This is a genomic window from Streptomyces sp. NPDC048603, from assembly GCF_043199475.1.
Taxonomy (GTDB): Bacteria; Actinomycetota; Actinomycetes; order Streptomycetales; family Streptomycetaceae; genus Streptomyces.
In genome coordinates, this window is sequence record NZ_JBICVY010000001.1 from 385,687 (window position 1) to 401,959 (window position 16,273).

General features: G+C 74.4%; 13 protein-coding genes and 1 pseudogene. 9 read left to right on the top strand and 5 right to left on the bottom strand.

Going from position 1 to position 16,273, the window contains the following annotated elements; genetic code table 11:
* Window positions 1–2: 2 nt before the first annotated feature.
* A pseudogene (locus tag ACGFQ9_RS01950) lies at window positions 3–755 on the bottom strand (AMP-binding protein); the annotation flags it as partial.
* Between the two features lie 130 nt (window positions 756–885).
* On the opposite strand from ACGFQ9_RS01950, the gene ACGFQ9_RS01955 reads away from it, so the two are divergent.
* Window positions 886–3,369, top strand: a complete 2,484-nt coding sequence (locus ACGFQ9_RS01955; RefSeq protein WP_393570157.1) for an FUSC family protein — start codon at window positions 886–888, stop codon at window positions 3,367–3,369.
* Window positions 3,370–3,460: 91 nt separating this feature from the next.
* On the opposite strand, the gene ACGFQ9_RS01960 is transcribed toward ACGFQ9_RS01955, so the two are convergent.
* Entirely contained in the window at window positions 3,461–4,042 is a 582-nt protein-coding gene (locus tag ACGFQ9_RS01960) for a DUF3995 domain-containing protein (RefSeq protein ID WP_393570159.1), read from the bottom strand.
* 69 nt (window positions 4,043–4,111) lie between these two features.
* On the opposite strand from ACGFQ9_RS01960, the gene ACGFQ9_RS01965 reads away from it, so the two are divergent.
* Window positions 4,112–4,702 carry a TetR/AcrR family transcriptional regulator gene (locus tag ACGFQ9_RS01965; protein WP_393570161.1) on the top strand — a complete coding sequence of 197 codons (591 nt, stop codon included), beginning with the start codon at window positions 4,112–4,114 and terminating at the stop codon, window positions 4,700–4,702.
* A 40-nt stretch (window positions 4,703–4,742) separates the two neighbouring features.
* Here the strand turns inward: ACGFQ9_RS01965 and ACGFQ9_RS01970 are convergent, their stop codons facing one another.
* On the bottom strand, window positions 4,743–5,315 hold the full coding sequence (locus ACGFQ9_RS01970) for a hypothetical protein (RefSeq protein WP_393570163.1): 573 nt from the start codon (window positions 5,313–5,315) through the stop codon (window positions 4,743–4,745).
* Window positions 5,316–5,404: 89 nt separating this feature from the next.
* Here ACGFQ9_RS01970 and ACGFQ9_RS01975 point away from each other — a divergent pair, with 89 nt between their 5' ends.
* On the top strand, window positions 5,405–6,559 hold the full coding sequence (locus ACGFQ9_RS01975) for a winged helix DNA-binding domain-containing protein (protein ID WP_393570165.1): 1,155 nt from the start codon (window positions 5,405–5,407) through the stop codon (window positions 6,557–6,559).
* Window positions 6,560–6,763: 204 nt separating this feature from the next.
* Here ACGFQ9_RS01975 and ACGFQ9_RS01980 read toward each other — a convergent pair whose 3' ends face one another.
* Window positions 6,764–7,138, bottom strand: a complete 375-nt coding sequence (locus tag ACGFQ9_RS01980; protein WP_393570167.1) for a hypothetical protein — start codon at window positions 7,136–7,138, stop codon at window positions 6,764–6,766.
* Window positions 7,139–7,289: 151 nt separating this feature from the next.
* Here ACGFQ9_RS01980 and ACGFQ9_RS01985 point away from each other — a divergent pair, with 151 nt between their 5' ends.
* A complete protein-coding gene (locus tag ACGFQ9_RS01985; protein ID WP_393570169.1) occupies window positions 7,290–8,300 on the top strand; it encodes an ArsR/SmtB family transcription factor in 1,011 nt (336 codons plus the stop codon).
* Window positions 8,301–8,328: 28 nt separating this feature from the next.
* Here the strand turns inward: ACGFQ9_RS01985 and ACGFQ9_RS01990 are convergent, their stop codons facing one another.
* Complete coding sequence (locus tag ACGFQ9_RS01990) at window positions 8,329–8,916, bottom strand: hypothetical protein (RefSeq protein ID WP_393570171.1); 588 nt, start codon at window positions 8,914–8,916, stop codon at window positions 8,329–8,331.
* Between the two features lie 266 nt (window positions 8,917–9,182).
* On the opposite strand from ACGFQ9_RS01990, the gene ACGFQ9_RS01995 reads away from it, so the two are divergent.
* The 5 genes from ACGFQ9_RS01995 (at window position 9,183) to ACGFQ9_RS02015 (ending at window position 16,245) form a co-directional block, all read left to right on the top strand.
* On the top strand, window positions 9,183–10,553 hold the full coding sequence (locus ACGFQ9_RS01995) for a cytochrome P450 (RefSeq protein ID WP_393570173.1): 1,371 nt from the start codon (window positions 9,183–9,185) through the stop codon (window positions 10,551–10,553).
* 116 nt (window positions 10,554–10,669) lie between these two features.
* Window positions 10,670–11,779 carry an amidohydrolase family protein gene (locus ACGFQ9_RS02000; RefSeq protein WP_393570175.1) on the top strand — a complete coding sequence of 370 codons (1,110 nt, stop codon included), beginning with the start codon at window positions 10,670–10,672 and terminating at the stop codon, window positions 11,777–11,779.
* 186 nt (window positions 11,780–11,965) lie between these two features.
* A complete protein-coding gene (locus tag ACGFQ9_RS02005) occupies window positions 11,966–13,273 on the top strand; it encodes a glycosyltransferase (protein ID WP_393570176.1) in 1,308 nt (435 codons plus the stop codon).
* Between the two features lie 404 nt (window positions 13,274–13,677).
* On the top strand, window positions 13,678–15,435 hold the full coding sequence (locus ACGFQ9_RS02010) for a nucleobase:cation symporter-2 family protein (RefSeq protein WP_393570178.1): 1,758 nt from the start codon (window positions 13,678–13,680) through the stop codon (window positions 15,433–15,435).
* Window positions 15,436–15,552: 117 nt separating this feature from the next.
* Window positions 15,553–16,245: a helix-turn-helix domain-containing protein gene (locus ACGFQ9_RS02015; protein WP_393570180.1), complete on the top strand. Its 693-nt coding sequence runs from the start codon at window positions 15,553–15,555 to the stop codon at window positions 16,243–16,245.
* The last annotated feature ends 28 nt before the right edge of the window (window positions 16,246–16,273 follow it).

Here is a 16,273-nt window from a genome sequence, read left to right on the forward strand (position 1 = left end):
CTACCTAAACAGTGGTAATAGGGGACGGGGATGCACACCCGGTCCCGCTCGGTGTAGTGCAGCAGCTCGCCGACGAAGTAGCCGTTGTTCAGGATGTTGTGGTGCGACAGCGTCGCGCCCTTGGGGAAGCCCGTGGTGCCGCTGGTGTACTGGATGTTGATCGGGTCGTCGGGGCTCAGCCTCGTCGCGGCCAGGGCCAGGGCGGCCGGGTCGGCGGCGCGGCCGCGGTCCTGGAGCTCCTTCCACAGCGGCCCGTCGAGCAGCACCGTGAACTCCAGCTCCGGGCAGCCCGGCCGGACTTCCTCGATCATCGCGGCGTAGTCGGAGGTCTTGAAGCGGTCCGCGGCCACCAGCAGGCGGATGCCCGCCTGGTTCAGTACGTACCGCAGCTCGTGGGAGCGGTAGGCCGGGTTGACGGTGACGAGGATCGCGCCGATCTTCGCCGTGGCGTACTGGACCAGGGCCCACTCGGCACGGTTGGGTGCCCAGATGCCGACCCGGTCGCCCTTGCCGATGCCGAGGTCCAGCAGGCCGAGGGCGAGGACGTCGACGTCCTCGGTGAACTCGGCGTAGGTCCAGCGCCGGCCGGTGGCGGTCTCCACGAGGGCGTCGCGGTCGGGGTGGGCCGCCGCGGTGCGGTCGAGGTTGGCGCCGATGGTGTCGCCCAGCAGCGGGACCGTGGACGGGCCTGAGGCATGGCTCGGGGCGGTGGGCACGACGTACCTCCTGGTCGGTCGGTCGGGTTCCGAGGCCATGATCCACGCCGGACTGCGCGCGGGCCAGACCCCGGTGGGGTGTTGCTCCCGGGGTGTCGGTGCCGGGCGGCGCGCGGGAGGCAGCCGCGTGCCGGGTGGCGCCGCGAGAGAGATCAACGATGCTGGTGTCATGGGTGCCGAACGGGCGGGCGGCCTTCACCGGCTGCCCGCGCCCTACGCCGCGGCGGGGCGCCGCGCGGCGCGGGTCACACTGGCCGCCGGCGTCGGCTTCTACCTGTTCCTGTACGGGCTGGACCAGCCGGTCGGCGCCACGTACGCGTTGTTCGGCGCGGTGTCGCTGGCCGGGCTGTCCCGTATCCCGGGGACCGGCCGGCAGCGGGCCGTGGTGGTGGCCCGGTGTCTGCCCGCGGCCTGGCTGCTGGTGACCGTCGGAACCTTCCTCGCCGTACGGACCTGGACCGCGGTGGCCGGCATGCTGGTCATCGGCTTCGCGCTGGGCTTCGTCGCCGTCGGAGGTCCCCGCCCCGCGGGAGCGGCGCCGGGCCTGCAACTGCTGTACATCCTGCCCTCCTTCCCCCCGTACGCCCCGGACACCCTCGGGGAGCGGCTGGCCGGGACCACCGTGGGGCTCGTCCTGCTGATCGCCGCCGAGGCCTTCCTGTTCCCCGATCCGCCGACCGTGCCCTACCGGGAGCTGGCGGCCCGCGCGGCCGACACGGCCGCCCGCTGCGCCGCCGACCTGGCCGGGATCCCGTACGCCCTGAAGGGCGGGACGGAGGCGGCCGCGGCGGCCTCGGGTGAGGCGCTGCGCCCCACGCACGTGCCTGAGGCGGACCGCCCGGCCGGCCCGGGGGTACGGGACCGGGGCCTGAGCCACACCGGGCTGGCGGCCCGGACCCTGCTGAACCGGCTGACCCGGTTGCCGCCCAGGCCGCCCGGCGTGCAGCCCGCCGGCACCGGCGACGACACCGACACCGACACGGGTGCGGGTGCGGGTGCGGGCCGACGGCACACCGGGATCGATCTGGAGGTCCTGCGTGCCGTCGAGGGGTCGGCGGCGGAGACCGCCGCCGTGCTGCGGCGCGGATCCGCGCCGGGTACGGCGCGGGCGGACCTCGCCCGGGTGCGCGCGGAACTGTACGCGGGCACGGCGGGGCCGGGTGCCCCCGCGGCGCTGCGGCGGCACGCGGCCCTGCTGGAGCTGGCCGACTCCACGCTGATCCTGTCGACCGCGGCGCGTCTGGGCGTACGGGGACGGGCCGCGGCTCCCGGTGTGCCCGTCGGGCGGTTCTGGTACGCGGGGATGCGGGCGCCGCAGCTGTGGTGGCGGCGGGTGGCCGGGCACGCCGGGCGGCGGTCGGTCTTCTTCCAGAACGCGGTGCGGATCAGTCTGGCGCTGGCGGCCGCCCGGGTGGTGGCCGGCCTGGACACACTGCCGCACGGCTTCTGGGCGATGCTGGCCACGCTCACGCTGACCCGTACGACGGTGGGCGCGACGCGCACGACCGTCCGCCAGGCGCTGATCGGGACCTTCCTCGGAGCGGTGATCGCGGCGGTGCTGATCACCCTGTTCGGGACGCACATCGCCGTGTTCGCCGCCGTGCTGCCGCCGCTGATGCTGACCGCGTTCACCGTGGGGCCGGTGAAGGGGGTCGGCTGGGCGCAGGGGCTGTTCACCGTGCTGATCTCGATGGTCTTCGCACAGCTGGCGCCGGTGACGTGGCAGCTGGCCGAGTTCCGGCTGCTGGACGTCCTGATCGGCAGCGCGATCGGGTCGGTGTTCGCGCTGCTGGCCTGGCCGCGCGGGGCCCACGAGGAAGTGGCGCGGGCGAGCGCGGAACTGATGCGGGGTGCCGCCGCCGTGGTGGTGATCACCACGGCCACGATCGTCACCGGGTCGGCGAAGCAGCGGCAGGACCCGCCCGGGCTGCGGTCGCTGCGGCACATGGTGGTGCTGGCCGATTCGGCCTTCGCGCAGTACCAGGGCGAGCCCCGGCCGTTCCACGCGCCCGCGGACGGACCCGGACCGGACGGCGGCGGCCCGCGCCCGCTGGACTGGCAGGCCGCCCTGATGACCGGACACCACGCGCTGTGGGGCGCGGACCGGCTGCTGTTGGCTCCGCCACCCACGGACCTTCCGCCGTCCGCCGCACCGGTGGGGGCGGGGGGCGGATCAGATGCCGGAGCCGAGAGCGGGACCGCGGGCGGGCCGGAGGGCGAGACGGGCACGGCGACGGACGCCGCGACGGGTGCGTCCGCGGGTACGTCGACCCGGCCCGTGGACGAACCCGCCCCCGTGCCCCCGCTGGCCCCCGAAGTGGCCGCCGCGCTCACGGCCTTCTCGGACCGGGTCGCGGGACGGATGCTGCTGATGTCGGCGGTGCTGGACCCCCTCGGGGACGCCCCGGACACCCCGGACGCACTGGACGCGCTGGTCCCACCGACGCATCCGGTGCGGGAGGAGACCGACGGCGCGGACGGGACACCGCCGGAACCGGCCGGCGCGCCGCGCCGCTACTACGCGGCGATGTCCTGGCTGGCCGGCCTGCAGGCGGACCTGGACCGGATCACCGCTGTGCCGGGCGGGACCGGCGGGACCGGCGGGACCGGCGGCACTGGTGGGGACGGCCCTCCCCAGGCCTCCCACGGCTGACCGCCACTGTGTCTGCAGGGGCTTCTGCCGACCCCGGCAGGGCCGGGGCCGGGGGCCGGAGCCGCCCCCGGGGCTCGGCGTGCCGGGGCGCTCAGGCCGCCGTACCCGCCCGCGCCCTGGCTCGCGTACGGGTGCGGTGGGCGACGAAGGCGGTCAGACCCGCCAGGGTCAGGCAGAGGGGCGAGTACAGCGCGAGGTCCCAGAACCGGTACGAGTCCGGGGCCTCGCCCATCCGCAGCCCGGACTGGACCAGGCCCCCGGCCCCGCGGGCCGCGAGCACGCCGGCCACGGTCCACAGGCCCAGGCGGTTCAGCTTCTCCGGTCCGACCGCGGGGGCCAGCCGGCCGCCGCTCAGGACCAGGTAACCGGCCGCTCCCAGCAGCCCGGCGACACCGAGGGTCAGCGGGACCGAAGGCAGCCGGTCCTCCGTCACCCCGACGACGACCTCGGCGAGTTCGGCGTGCGAGGCGAGCGGCCAGGGTGTGAACGGCCAGGCGGCGTGCAGCGCGCCCGCCGCGAACATCCCGGCGGCACCAACGCCGGCGGCGGCACGGACGGCACCGCCGACGCCGCCGGGCTCACCTCCCCTGTCGGCCTTTCCGGGCACGGCGGCCCCGGTGGCCCCGGCGCCCTCGGCGGCCTTGACGAATGCACCGGACGTGGTCGCACGCATGACAGTCCCCTTCCCCGTAGAGGATCCATACAGTGCTGTATGGATAATCCATACAGTAGCGTACGGAACATGGCCAAGGGGAGAGTGACCAGCGAGGACTGGACGATGGCGGCGCTGACGGCGCTGGCCCGGGGCGGTGTCGCCGCCGTGGCGGTGGACGTGCTGGCCAAGGAGCTGGCCGTGACCAGGGGCAGCTTCTACTGGCACTTCAAGAACCGCGACGCCCTGCTGGTGGCAGCGCTGGAGACCTGGGAGCGGTTGGCGACCGGTCAGGTCATCGAGGAGGTCGGCGCGGAGCCGGATCCGCTCAAGCGGGCCAGGGCGCTGTTCGAGGTGGCGCTCGGGGACGAGGAGATCGCCGGACTCGAGCCGGCGATCGTCGCGCAGGTGGACCATCCGGCCGTCGCCGAGGTCCTCGACCGGGTGACCCGGACCCGGCTCGGCTACCTCACCCGCGTCTTCGCCGACCTGGGTCTCTCCGACGGGGACGCCCGCCGCCGGGCCGTGGCCGCGTACGCCGCGTACCTGGGCTGGATCGAGCTGCGCCGGGCCGCACCGCAGGCCGCACCGGAGACGGTGGTCGACGGCGAGGGCGCCCGGGAGGCCCTCGACCATCTCGTGGAACTGCTGGTCACGGGCACCCCCCACTTCCGCGGATAGGGCCGGCGGGCACGGTCGGGGCGGGCCGGCGACAGGGGTCTCAGCCGTAGGCCAGCGGGCACCCGTGGAGGATCGAGTGCCGGGCGGCACTCAGGTACAGCGCCACGTGGAAGGCGGTGTCCAGGTCCGCGCTCCACGGCCCCGGGCGGGCGGCCGCCGACCTCTCCGCCCCGCCGTCCAGGAACCACCCGGTCAGGCCCAGGGCGCCCGCTTCCGCCGGAACCTCCACGATCTCCGGCGGCAGGGCGACGGCCGCCGCCAGCCGCTCGGCGGCGCCCAACACCTCGGGAGCTCCGGCGAGCACGGCCTCGTCGTCGTACGAGGTCTCGAAGGGCAGCCGTATCCGCTCCGGCAGCGACACCGGCACGAGTACCGTCCAGCCGCCGAACCGTTCCGCCTCCTCCTCGGTGAGGACCCTGCGGCAGAGCGCGCCGAACCCCTCCGCCCGTGCGACGGACTTCTCCTCGAACCGCCGCGGCGCACGGGCCGCCTCGAAGGGCGGGAGGCCCCGTACCGCCAGCTCCGCGTCCAGGGCGGAGGCCACCTCCGCCCAGCCGCCCTCCTCCGGATCGGTCCAGTCCTCCGCGGCCACGCTCGTGAGATAGATGCCCATGACGGAACGGTACGGTGCCCGGACCCGCCCGTTGTCAGACCCACCCCTTAGGGTGACCCGCCGGATCTCCGACACGAGGTGGGCAGGGCATGAGGGTCACACGGCGGCAGCTCAACCGGGCGACGCTCGCACGGCAGTTGCTGCTCCGCCGCGAGACGGCAGGCGCCGCCGAGGCGGTACGGCGCGTGGTCGCGCTCCAGGCCCAGCACCCCGCCTCGCCCTACCTGGCGCTGTGGAACCGGCTCGCCGGATTCGACCCGGCCGAGCTCGACGCCGCCTTCTCCGGGCGCAGCGTCGTCAAGTCCACCTTGATGCGCATCACTCTGCACGCCGTCCATGCCGACGACTACCCGGCGTTCCGCGAGGCCGTGCAGCCCACGGTGCGGGCCGCACGGCTCGGCGACCGCTTCACCGCCTCCGGGCTGACCCCTCGGGACGCCGACGCGCTGGTCCCCGAACTGCTCGCCTTCGCCGACCGCCCGCGGACCAACGCGGAGTACGAGCAGTGGCTGGGACAGCGTCTGGACCCGCCGCCGGGGCCGGGGGCCTGGTGGGGCCTGCGGCACGTGACACCGCTGCTGCACGCGCCCACCGGCGCACCGTGGTCCTTCGGGGAGCGCCCCTCGTACGTCGCTCCTCCGGCGGCACCGGCGGTGGCGGATCCGGAGGTGTCCGAGGCGTCCCTGCGGACGCTGGTGCTGCGCTATCTGGAGGGGTTCGGGCCGGCCTCGGTCGCGGACGTGGCGCAGTTCTCGCTGGTCGGACGGGGCCGGGCCAGGGAGGCGCTGCGGTCGCTGTCCGACGGTCTGGAGCGGCTGGAAGGGCCCGACGGCGAGGAGCTGTTCGACGTCCCGGGCGCGCTGCGGCCCGACGCGGAGGTACCGGCGCCGCCCCGGCTGATGGCGATGTGGGACAGCGTGCTGCTCGCCTACGCGGACCGCGGCCGGGTCCTGCCGGACGGCTACCGTCCGCTGGTCATCCGCCGGAACGGGGACGTGCTGCCGGCCCTGCTCGTCGACGGGTACGTCGCCGGGGTGTGGCGCCCGGCCGAGGGCGGGGTCGAGGCGACGGCTTTCCACCGCCTGCCGGAGGGGGTGTGGGAGGGACTGGCCGCCGAGGCGGCGGCACTGACGGCCTTCCTGGCGGACCGTGAGCCGCAGGTGTACCGGCGGTACGACCACTGGCGGAGCAAGCCGCCGGAGCTCCCGGCCGGCCACGAGGTCCGCCTGCTCCCCGGGCGCTGAGGCGCTGCCCGTCAGCACGGCGCGCCGACGGCGGGGGGGAGGGGTGGGAAGAGGACCGGGTCCTCCCCAGGGCCGCTGCCCCTGGGAGGACCCGGTCCGTCCTTCCCCCGTTTCCCCCGTTCCCCCGTGTCCCCCGTGTCCCCCGTTGTCCCCGTGTCCCCCGTTGTCCCCGTGCCGCCCGTTGTCCCCGTGCCGCCCGCGCGGTCAGAACACGCAGGGGTACGGGGAGCCTCCGCCGGAGAGGTGGCCGTCCCAGATCCAGCCCGCTCCGGGTTCGTAGGACCAGGTGTTGCCGTAGGAGTTGGTGATGTAGCAGCGGACCGTGATGCTGCTGCCCTGCGCATAGGTCTGGAGCTTGTGGCACGTGCCGTACGGGCCCATCCGCAGCGGCGCCGCGTTCACCGCCGTGTGGGTGGTGGTGTACGGGTTGTCCTGCCTCGCCGGTGCCGCCTGGCTGCAGTCGTCCAGCGGCGCCGTGGCCGCCTGCGCGGTGGCCGTGGCGAACGTTCCGGCCGCCGCGGCGGCCAGTACCGTCGCGGCCACCGCAGCCCGTAAGCCGGCCGTCTTCGATCTGTTCATCGCCGTTCCTCCTCGTCGGCTCCGTTCGGCTTCGGGAACGAGCATCGCTGTCCGGGAACAGCCTCGACAACGACGTGCAGGCATAGCTGAATGTCCCTGGTCAGCGGCGACCGGATCGCTGACCGACGGTGAACGGCGAGGGGAGGGCCGGATGCTGCGCGTCGTGTTCACCCTGGAGGACCTGGCCCGCACCCGGGTGACCGTACTGGGGCCACTGGCCGAGACCCAGCTCAGCCTGCGGGCCCTGCGGCGGCGGGACGAGGGCGCGCTGTTCGACGCGTGGCGGCGACGGGTGGGGCCCCGGGTCCCGGCGGACGCCCGCGAGCTGGCGCCCTTCCTGGCGGATCCACGGCTCTGGATCATCGACCTGTTCACCCTGGTCGGTCCGGTGGAATCGGTCGAGGAGGGCGTGGACCGGCTGCGCGGCACCCCCCGGCGGCTGCTGGGTGCCGAGCTGACGCCGTCCCCCGGGCTGGACCGTGTGCGCCCCCGCTGGCTGGACGCCTCCGCCGCGGACGGGGCCTCGGTGGGCCGGCTGGCGCGGGCGCTGGCCGACCATCACCGGGTGGCCTTGGCCCCGTACTGGACGCGGGCGGAGCAGTATCTCGGCGATCAGGCCGGGCTCCTGGGCCGGCTGATCGCCACCGACGGGATCAGCGCGGCACTGCGCAGCCTGGCGCCCGCACTGCGCTGGGAGCCGCCGGCCCCGGAGGTGCCCGGGTACGTGTCCTGGCGCGGCCTGCCCTACGAGGAGTTCCGGCTGGGCGGCCGCGGGCTGGTGCTGGCGCCCTCGCTGTTCTGCGGGCCGGTGCCGCAGCTGTTCGCCCCGCCGGACGACGGCCCGGCGCTGCTGGTCTTCAGTCCGCCCCGGAGCCCGGCCGAGATCCGCGCCGTCTGGTCACCGCCCCGGTCGGCCGGCGGTACGCACAAGGCTCTGGCGGCACTGCTGGGCGGTACCCGGGCGACCGTCCTGGCCGTGCTGGGGCACGGCCAGGGCAGCACGACCACGGAACTCGCGCGCCGGCTCGGCATCTCGCCGTCCTCCGCGAGCCAGCACACGGGTGTGCTGCGGGAGGCCGGGCTGGTCTCCAGCACCCGGCACCGCAACACGGTGCGGCACACGCTGACCCGGCAGGGCCTGGCCCTGCTGGAGGGCTCCTGACGGCTCCCGGCTCCGGGCGCGAACGGGGTCAGGACGCCGGCTTGAGGGGCCTGGTGGTGCCGGGGAGGCAGGCGACCGCCGAGTTGAAGGTCTCGTGGACCCCCTTGGGGTTCTTCTTCCAGAGCCACAGGTGCAGCCCGTAATGGACCGGCTGGCCGGGGAAGTTGCCGCGCAGCGGACCCTTGAAGGGGACGCCGAACAGCGACGGCCGGTCCTCGTCCGTCGCCGGGTTCTGGTCGCGGTCGAAGACCACCCACTGGACCCCGACGAGGCGCTTGCCGCCGCGCCCGTCGTCCTCGTAGTAGAGGGCGGCGGGCTTGGCCGGGTCGAGGGAGTTGTCGAGTGAATGGTTGAAGTGCGGGTAGCCGAGCGAACCCGTGCCGGCCACCCGGTCGGTGACGCAGTACTTGTCCGGGACGTAGCCGGCCTTCACCGCGTTGGCGTGCAGCAGGTACGGGGCGGTCGCCCGGTAGACGGCGGCGAGCTGGACGGCGGCGTTCGCCTGGTCGATGCCGGCACGTCCGCCGCCGGCGGCGGACGCCGCGGTGGGGGCGATCGCTGCCGTCACCGCGAGCGCGGCGGCGGTGCTGAGGGTCAGGGCGAGATGACGGGCCATGCGCGGACTCCTTGAGGGGCGGGCCGACCGGACGTGCGGAACACGAGCGGGCGGCGGCCGACTGCACGAGCAGCCTGTTCCCCGTTCCGGCCGGACTGCCACCCGGCCCCACCGGACGGCTGACGGCCACTGGTCCGCTCGGCCGCCCCCCGAACGGGGATCCCGGACGCGGCGTCACCCGGACGACCCACAGGCCGTTTCGCGGTCCCGGGGTGCGGGGAACCGGTGTGTCCGCGAGAACCCGAGGAGACGGAAGGGCGCGGAACATGGCGCAGGAGCACCAGCAGCACACGGCGGCCGGCAGCACGTACGGCGGATCGCTGGACGACCTCGTGGCGTCCGTGTCCAGGGGCGCGCCGGAGTACCGGACCTGCCCCCACGCCGCGTACGCGACGCTGCGCGAGCAGGCGCCGGTGTGCCGGCTCAGCCCTCCGCACGGGATCGACACGTACCTGATCACCCGTTACGAGGACGCCCGGGACGCCCTGTCCGACCCTCGCTTCAGCAAGGACCTGCGGGCCGGCATCGACGTCTACCACGCCGTGTACGGCAGCTTCTTCGACGACCTCGACGACAACGTGCTCAACTCCGACCCGCCGCGGCACACCCGGCTGCGGCGTTCGCTGCGGAGCGCCTTCAGCCCGCGGCGGGTGGAGGAGATGCGGCCGCGGGTCACCGAGATCACCGAGCACCTCCTCGCGGAGTGCAGGAAGCGGAACTCCGTCGACCTGATGCCGCAGCTCGCGTTCCCGCTGCCGATCGCCGTGCTGTGCGAGCTGATCGGCATCCCGGAGGCCGACCGGCCGGAGATCCTGGAGCACTTCTCGGTGGTGACGCGGGCCCGGTTCGACCCGGGGCTGCGGGAAGAACTGAAGGCGGCCGAGGAGTGGCTGCAGAACCGGCTGGGCCGGCTGATCGCGCACGCCCGGGAGCACCGGACGGACTCCTTCCTCGGCGACCTGGTCCGGGCGGAGGAGGGGCTGGACGACGCGGAGCTGCTGTCCTCGCTGTGGGTGATCTTCTTCGCCGGGCACAAGACCACCGCGTACCAGATCGGGAACTGCGTGCTGGACCTGCTGCTCCACCCCGAGCAGCTGGCGAAGCTCAAGGCGGACCCGCGGCTGATCCCGGCGGCGGTGGAGGAGATGGTGCGTTACGAGGGCTCGGTGGAGACCTCGACCTTCCGGTACGCCGCGGAGGACGCCGAGATCGGCGGCACGCTGATCCCCCGGGGCTCGCTCGTCCAGATCGCCATCACCTCGGCGAACCGGGACCCCGGGAAGTTCGACGCGCCCGACGTCCTGGACGTCACCCGGGAGGGCATGCAGAGCACCCATCTCGGCTTCGGCCACGGGACGCACTACTGCCTCGGCGCTCCGCTGGCGCGGCTGGAGCTGGAGGTCGCGCTGACCTGTCTGCTGCGGGAGTTCCCCGAGATGCGTCTGGAGGACGCGGAGGACGCCCGCGGCGCGTGGGTCAAGGGGCGGATGGCGGCGTTCCGGGGTCTGGAACGGCTCCGGCTGGTCCTGGACCCGTCGCGCCCGTACGGGGAGGGGGAGCACGCCGCGGACTCGATCTCCTCGGTGATCGCCTCGGTTCCCCCGCCGCCGGCCGCCGTACCCTCCGGCGGCAGCTGACCGCCATGGCCGCCGTGCCTCCCGGCGCCCGGCCCCTTGACCAGCACACGCACACGCACACGCACACGCACGCGTACGCGCACCAGCACCCCTCACACGACGGACGGTGGATCGGCATGGCGGACACCCCCAGTACCTCCGGACTGCGCCTCCTCGGCATGCCGGCGGACGAGCTGCGGATCTCGGCGGCGGGCACCGTCGAATTCGCCTCGCCGGCCCACGACGAGGCCGCACCGGGCGCGCCCGAGACGCACTCGGGCCATGCGCGGATCGACATGCACCACCACTACTGCGCCCCGGAGTGGCGGGAGTGGGCGGTGCGCCACGGGCTGATCCGGGCGGAACAGCTGCCGCCGTGGGCCAAGCTGGACACGGAGGACGCGATCCGCTTCATGGACCGTGCGGGGATCAGCACCGCGGTCCTGAAGCCGATGCTGCCCGCCCGCTACCACTCCTCGGCGCAGCTGCGCGAGGCGATCACCATCACGCTCCAGTCGATGACCGAGGCGGCGAGCTCCCATCCGGGCCGGTTCTCGTTCTACGTCCCGCTGTTCCTGGACGACCCGGACGCGTCCTCGTGGGCGGTGCGCCGCGGCCTCGGGCGGCTCGGCGCGGTCGGCGTGAACCTGACGGCGAACTACGGCGGCGTCTACCTGGGCGACCCCTCGTACGACCGGGTGTTCCACGAGCTGGACGAGGCCTCCGCGGTGGTGGACACCCATCCGCACAACCTGCCGGGGGGCCCGCCCGGACCGCCCGGCCCGGGCGCGGCGACGGTGCCCGGCATCCCGAACTTCCTGTGCGACTTCCTGCTCGACACCACGCGGGCCGCGGTGAACATGATCAGCAAGCGGACGCTGGACCGCTTCCCGAACATCTCGGTCGTCCTGCCGCACGCCGGCGGCTTCCTGCCGTACATCGCGAACCGGCTGCAGGCCCTGGGCCGGTTCTGCGACCCGCCGGTCGACGCCGGCGCCGTCCGCGAGTACCTCGGCCGCTTCTACTACGACACGGCGGGCCCGATGGCTCCCGCGGCCACCCTGCTCGCCCATGTCCCGGCCGAGCACATCCTGTTCGGCACCGACTATCCGGCTGCTCCCGCCGACACGGTCCTCGAACTGGCCCTCCCGGCCCTGGACGCGGACCCGTCCTTCACCCCGGAACAGCTGCGCGGCATCTACCACGACAACGCCCTCGGCCTGATCCCCCAGCTCGCGACGGTCTGACCGCCCCGGGACGGGATCCCCGGCCCAGCCGCCCAAACCGGCCGGACGATGCACCGGAAGGGACCGTGCCGGGCGGATGCATCCCGCGCCCCGGGCCGCGCCCTGTCGCCGTCGGTCCTCCGTGCGCACGCTGAGGAACAGTGGGTGTGGGGGTCCGGCCGTGCGCCGGAGCGGAAGGAGCCGGGAATGCGCGTCCTGTGCACGGCGACCGGTTCGCCGTCCGACGCCGGGGCCATGCTGCCGCTGGTGTCCGCGTTCGCCGCGGCCGGACACGAGGTGCTCGTGGCCTCGACACCGGCCCTGCGCTCCGTCTTCTCGGGGGCTCCCGTACGGACCGCGGGGCTGCTGGCGGACCCGGAACAGGACCTGTCGGCGGGTCTCGCGGACGCCTCCGGCGGCAGGCGGAAGTCCCGTACGCGCGGGCCGGCCGGGGTCGGCCCGGCGGCCGCACCGTTCGCCGGAGCCCACCTGTCGGACAGCTGCGCGGCCCTGCTGCCGGCGGCCCGGGACTTCGACCCTCATCTGGTGGTGCGGGACGGCGCGGAGTTCGCCGGATGCCTGGTCGCGGAGGCACTCGGCCTGCCGCACGTGTCGGCACCCTCGGGAGCGGCCAACCACCTGGATCCGCGTACGGTCCACCCGGCGCTCAACGCCCACCGGGTCCGGCTGGGGCTGCCCGTCCGGACCGATCCGTGGGCGGTCCACCGGTACGGCCGGCTGGACTGCATGCCCCCGCAGTACTCCTTCGCCGCGCCCGCCCCCGTGCCCACGCCCCTCCTCACCTACCGGCAGCCCTGTGAGACCGGCCCGGACGGGCGGGTGCCGCCCTGGATGGCCGAACTCCCCACGGACCGGCCGCTGGTGATCGCCGCGCCGGGTACGGTGCCGCCCGCCGCGGGAGGCCGGTCCGGCGGCAGGGGCCGGTCCGGCGGCGGGGGCGGGTCCGGCGCCGATGGCCGGTTCGACGACGGGGGGCTGCTGGGCGCCGTCGTCACCGGGCTGTCTGCGGTCGACTGCGTGGCCGTCGTGGCGACCGGCGGGACCGAGGTGCCCGCCGCCGCGGCCCACGCACGGGCGGACGGGATACACCTCGTGGACCGCGTTCCCCGGCCGCTCCTGCTGCGCTGCGCGCGGCTGTTCGTGACCCACGGGGAGTACGACGGCATCCGGGAGGCGGTCGCCGCGGGCGTGCCCATGGCGGTGATCCCCCGCTCCGGCGACCAGCCCGCCAATGCCGACCGCGTACAGGCGCTCGGACTGGGGCGGCGGATCTGCGGACCGGCGGGTCCGGACGGCGGCCCGGGCGGCCCGCCCTCCCCGGACGCGATCGCCACCGTGTGCAGGCAGCTCCTGGCGGACCGGCGGGTTGACGCCGAGGCCCGGCGCGCCCGGCTGCGCATGCTGACGCTGCCTCCGGTCGAGTCGGCCGTGGCCCGGCTGGAGCGCCTCGCACTCGGCGCCGTCCCCGCTGTCCGCCGGGTGCGTGAGCAGTGAGGGGCAGTGCGTAGCCAGAGACCTTCTCGGCAACGAAATCCGTAGCTGACGACCCGTTCAGCCGTTGATTCCAGAGTTACCGGCGGGTTTCGCCAACCAAATCACGGTTCAGCACTTGCGGAACCCGGGGTTCCTTCGACAGTATCGGCCGCGTTCCGCCTCGACGCCCGGACGCGTACCGGTAATCCCGTGCCGTCATCCTGCCGAGCTGCCTCCTGCCGAGCCGCCTGATCCGTGCGGCCGGCCGCTTGCGCCTTCCCTCGAGGCTCCACCCCGCCGCGCGACCACGCGTCACCGCGTCACCGCGTCGCGCGCGCTCCTTCTCATTCACCTACCTCGAAGGCAAGGCAGAGATGGCACCACTGGCCGCACGCCGGAGAACTCCGGCCGCCACCCCGCACCCCGTGGACGAGGTGCTCCCGCTTTCCAAGCTGTCGCTGTACGGGTTCCAGCACGTCCTGGCGTTCTACGCAGGAGCAGTGCTGGTACCGATCATCCTGGGCAACAGCCTCGGACTCTCCGCCCAGGAGCTCGTCTACCTGATCAACGCCGACCTGGTCACGGCCGGCATCGCCACCATCATCCAGGCGTGGGGCTTCTGGCGGATCGGCGCCCGGCTGCCGCTCGTCCAGGGCGCGACCTTCACCGCCGTCTCCCCCATGATCGCCATCGGGCAGGGTGCGGGCGGCGGCACGGCCGGCCTGCTCGTGGTGTACGGCGCGGTGATCACGGGCGGTATCGCCACGTACCTCTTCGCCCCGTTCGTCGGGCGGCTGGCCGCGTACTTCCCGCCGATCGTCACCGGCACCCTGCTCACGGTCATCGGCATCGTACTGATCCCGCTCGCCCTGCAGGACGTGGGCGGCGGGCCCGACCTGGTCGGCGAATCGGGCTACGGCGACCCGGCGCACGTGGCCTACGCGGCCGGCACCCTGGGGCTGATCCTGCTGGTGACCCGGTTCGGCGGACCGTTCCTGCGCAGCATCGCGGTGCTGATCGGCCTGATGGGCGGCACCGCCGTGGCCTGGCTGCTCGGCGACGTCAGCCTGGGCGCGGTCGAGGAGGCGGACTGGCTCGGCATCAGCACCCCCTTCCACTACGGGGTGCCGGAGTTCTCGGTCTTCCCGATGCTGGCCATGGTCGTGGTCATGATGATCACGATGGTGGAGACCACCGGCGACGTGTACGCCATGGGTGAGATCACCGGGCGGAAGGTGGACGGCGAGACGGTCGGACGGGCCCTGCGCGCGGACGGCCTGGCCACCGTGCTCGGCGGCGTCTTCAACTCCTTCCCCTACGTGGCCTTCGCGGAGAACATCGGCCTGGTGCGGATCTCCCGGGTCACCAGCCGGTTCGTGGTGGTCGCGGCAGGTGTCTTCATGATCCTGCTGGGGCTGATCCCCAAGGCCGGCGCGGTGGTGGCCTCGGTCCCGCACCCGGTGCTCGGCGGCGCGGCCGTCGCGATGTTCGGCATGGTGGCGACGGTCGGCATCCAGATCCTCTCCAAGGTCGACCTCCGCGAGGAGCGCAACGCGCTGATCCTGGCGGTCAGTCTCGGCGCGGCCATGCTCCCCGCCACGGTGGAACCGCTCTTCGAGCGGATGCCGACCGAGGTGCGGGCGGTGCTGGGCAGCGGCATCACCCTGGGCAGCCTCACCGCGGTGCTGCTCAACCTGTTCTTCCACTCGTTCGGCGACAAGCGGGCCCGGGAGGACATCGACTGGGACGGCCTCGCGGACGCGGACGCGGACGCGGACTCAGGCTCCCCCGCCGGGGGCGCCGCCGGCCGCCGGGACGACGCCGAGGACTGGAACGCCTGGGCCCCCCGGGCCGCCGGCCAGGGCGTGCCGGCCGCCCGCCCGGGCGACGGGTACGCCGACAACGACGGATACGGCGGCGGCTACGGTGACGGCGGCCACGGCGGCGGGTACCGCGCCGCCGGGTACACCGGCAACGGCGGACACGGCCGCCCGGCAGCCACTCCAGGAACGGGCGCCGACGGCGCCGGCCCCGCCCGCGATGCGGGGTACGGCCAGGACGCGGGGTACGGGCGGGACACGGGATACGGCCAGGACACGGGGTACGGCCGGGACACGGGGTACGGCCGGGACACGGGGCACGGCCACGGCGCGGACCCCGACGGCTGGAACGGCGGCCGGTAGGGCTCCGCCCCGCCCGCCGCCCCGCCCCCAACCCCCCTCCGCCGCGCAGCGCACCGCGCCGCACCGCACCGCAGCGCACCGCTCCGCATCGCGGGGCCCCACCGAGGTGATCCGCCCGTGTCCAGACCACCGTTCTCCCCCGCCGAGGCCAGGGCCGCCCGCCTGCGCGTCGGCATGACCCCCGAGCAGGTCGTCGCCTCCATGGCCCAGTTGGGCATGGACCGGCCGCCCGAAGCGGTCCACGCCTGGGAGTCGGGCACCGTGGCGCCGTCCGAGACCGAGCTCTTCGCGCTCGCGGACGCGCTGTGGTGCCCGGTCCAGGCACTGATGGCCCGGGTGCCGAGCACCCTGCGCGAGCACCGGCTGGCCCGGCAGTTCACCGCCGAGCGGCTCGCGCAGCGCATCGGCATGGACCCGTACGCCTACGCCCGCGCCGAGGCCGAGCACCGGTGGTCCGGTACCGACCGGCAGACCCTGTTGCTGGCGGACGCGCTCGGACTGCGGGTGGACGACCTGCTGGACGTCGTCGACCAGGCCGCCGAGCTCGTCACCCTGCTCCACGAAGCGGTAGAGGGCCGCTGGAAGACGTACGTGGCGCCGCTCGCGGACCTGGCCCGCGCCGACCAGCGGGCGGTGGCCCAGGCCCTGCGCACCCTGCACCGGGAGTACGCCCTCTTCAACGAGCGCTACATGGGCCACCTGGTCGCCCGCAGCGGCGACGTCCGCCTCAAGGAGATCGCCGTCGACCGCGCCCGGTGGCTCAGGGACCTGCCCGAGCGCTTCCGCCTCATGGTCACCCACGGCGCCTGACACCTCCGCACACCGCGCGATGCCACAC

What these genes read in the sequence shown, in the direction of transcription:
- ACGFQ9_RS01995 (WP_393570173.1), top strand. Translation starts at nt 9,183, where the DNA reads ATGGCGCAGGAGCACCAGCAGCACACGGCGGCCGGCAGCACGTACGGC.
- ACGFQ9_RS01985 (WP_393570169.1), top strand. Translation starts at nt 7,290, where the DNA reads ATGCTGCGCGTCGTGTTCACCCTGGAGGACCTGGCCCGCACCCGGGTG.
- ACGFQ9_RS01980 (WP_393570167.1), bottom strand. Translation starts at nt 7,138, where the DNA reads ATGAACAGATCGAAGACGGCCGGCTTACGGGCTGCGGTGGCCGCGACG.
- ACGFQ9_RS01975 (WP_393570165.1), top strand. Translation starts at nt 5,405, where the DNA reads ATGAGGGTCACACGGCGGCAGCTCAACCGGGCGACGCTCGCACGGCAG.
- ACGFQ9_RS01970 (WP_393570163.1), bottom strand. Translation starts at nt 5,315, where the DNA reads ATGGGCATCTATCTCACGAGCGTGGCCGCGGAGGACTGGACCGATCCG.
- ACGFQ9_RS02000 (WP_393570175.1), top strand. Translation starts at nt 10,670, where the DNA reads ATGGCGGACACCCCCAGTACCTCCGGACTGCGCCTCCTCGGCATGCCG.
- ACGFQ9_RS01955 (WP_393570157.1), top strand. Translation starts at nt 886, where the DNA reads ATGGGTGCCGAACGGGCGGGCGGCCTTCACCGGCTGCCCGCGCCCTAC.
- ACGFQ9_RS01960 (WP_393570159.1), bottom strand. Translation starts at nt 4,042, where the DNA reads ATGCGTGCGACCACGTCCGGTGCATTCGTCAAGGCCGCCGAGGGCGCC.
- ACGFQ9_RS02005 (WP_393570176.1), top strand. Translation starts at nt 11,966, where the DNA reads ATGCGCGTCCTGTGCACGGCGACCGGTTCGCCGTCCGACGCCGGGGCC.
- ACGFQ9_RS01990 (WP_393570171.1), bottom strand. Translation starts at nt 8,916, where the DNA reads ATGGCCCGTCATCTCGCCCTGACCCTCAGCACCGCCGCCGCGCTCGCG.
- ACGFQ9_RS01965 (WP_393570161.1), top strand. Translation starts at nt 4,112, where the DNA reads ATGGCCAAGGGGAGAGTGACCAGCGAGGACTGGACGATGGCGGCGCTG.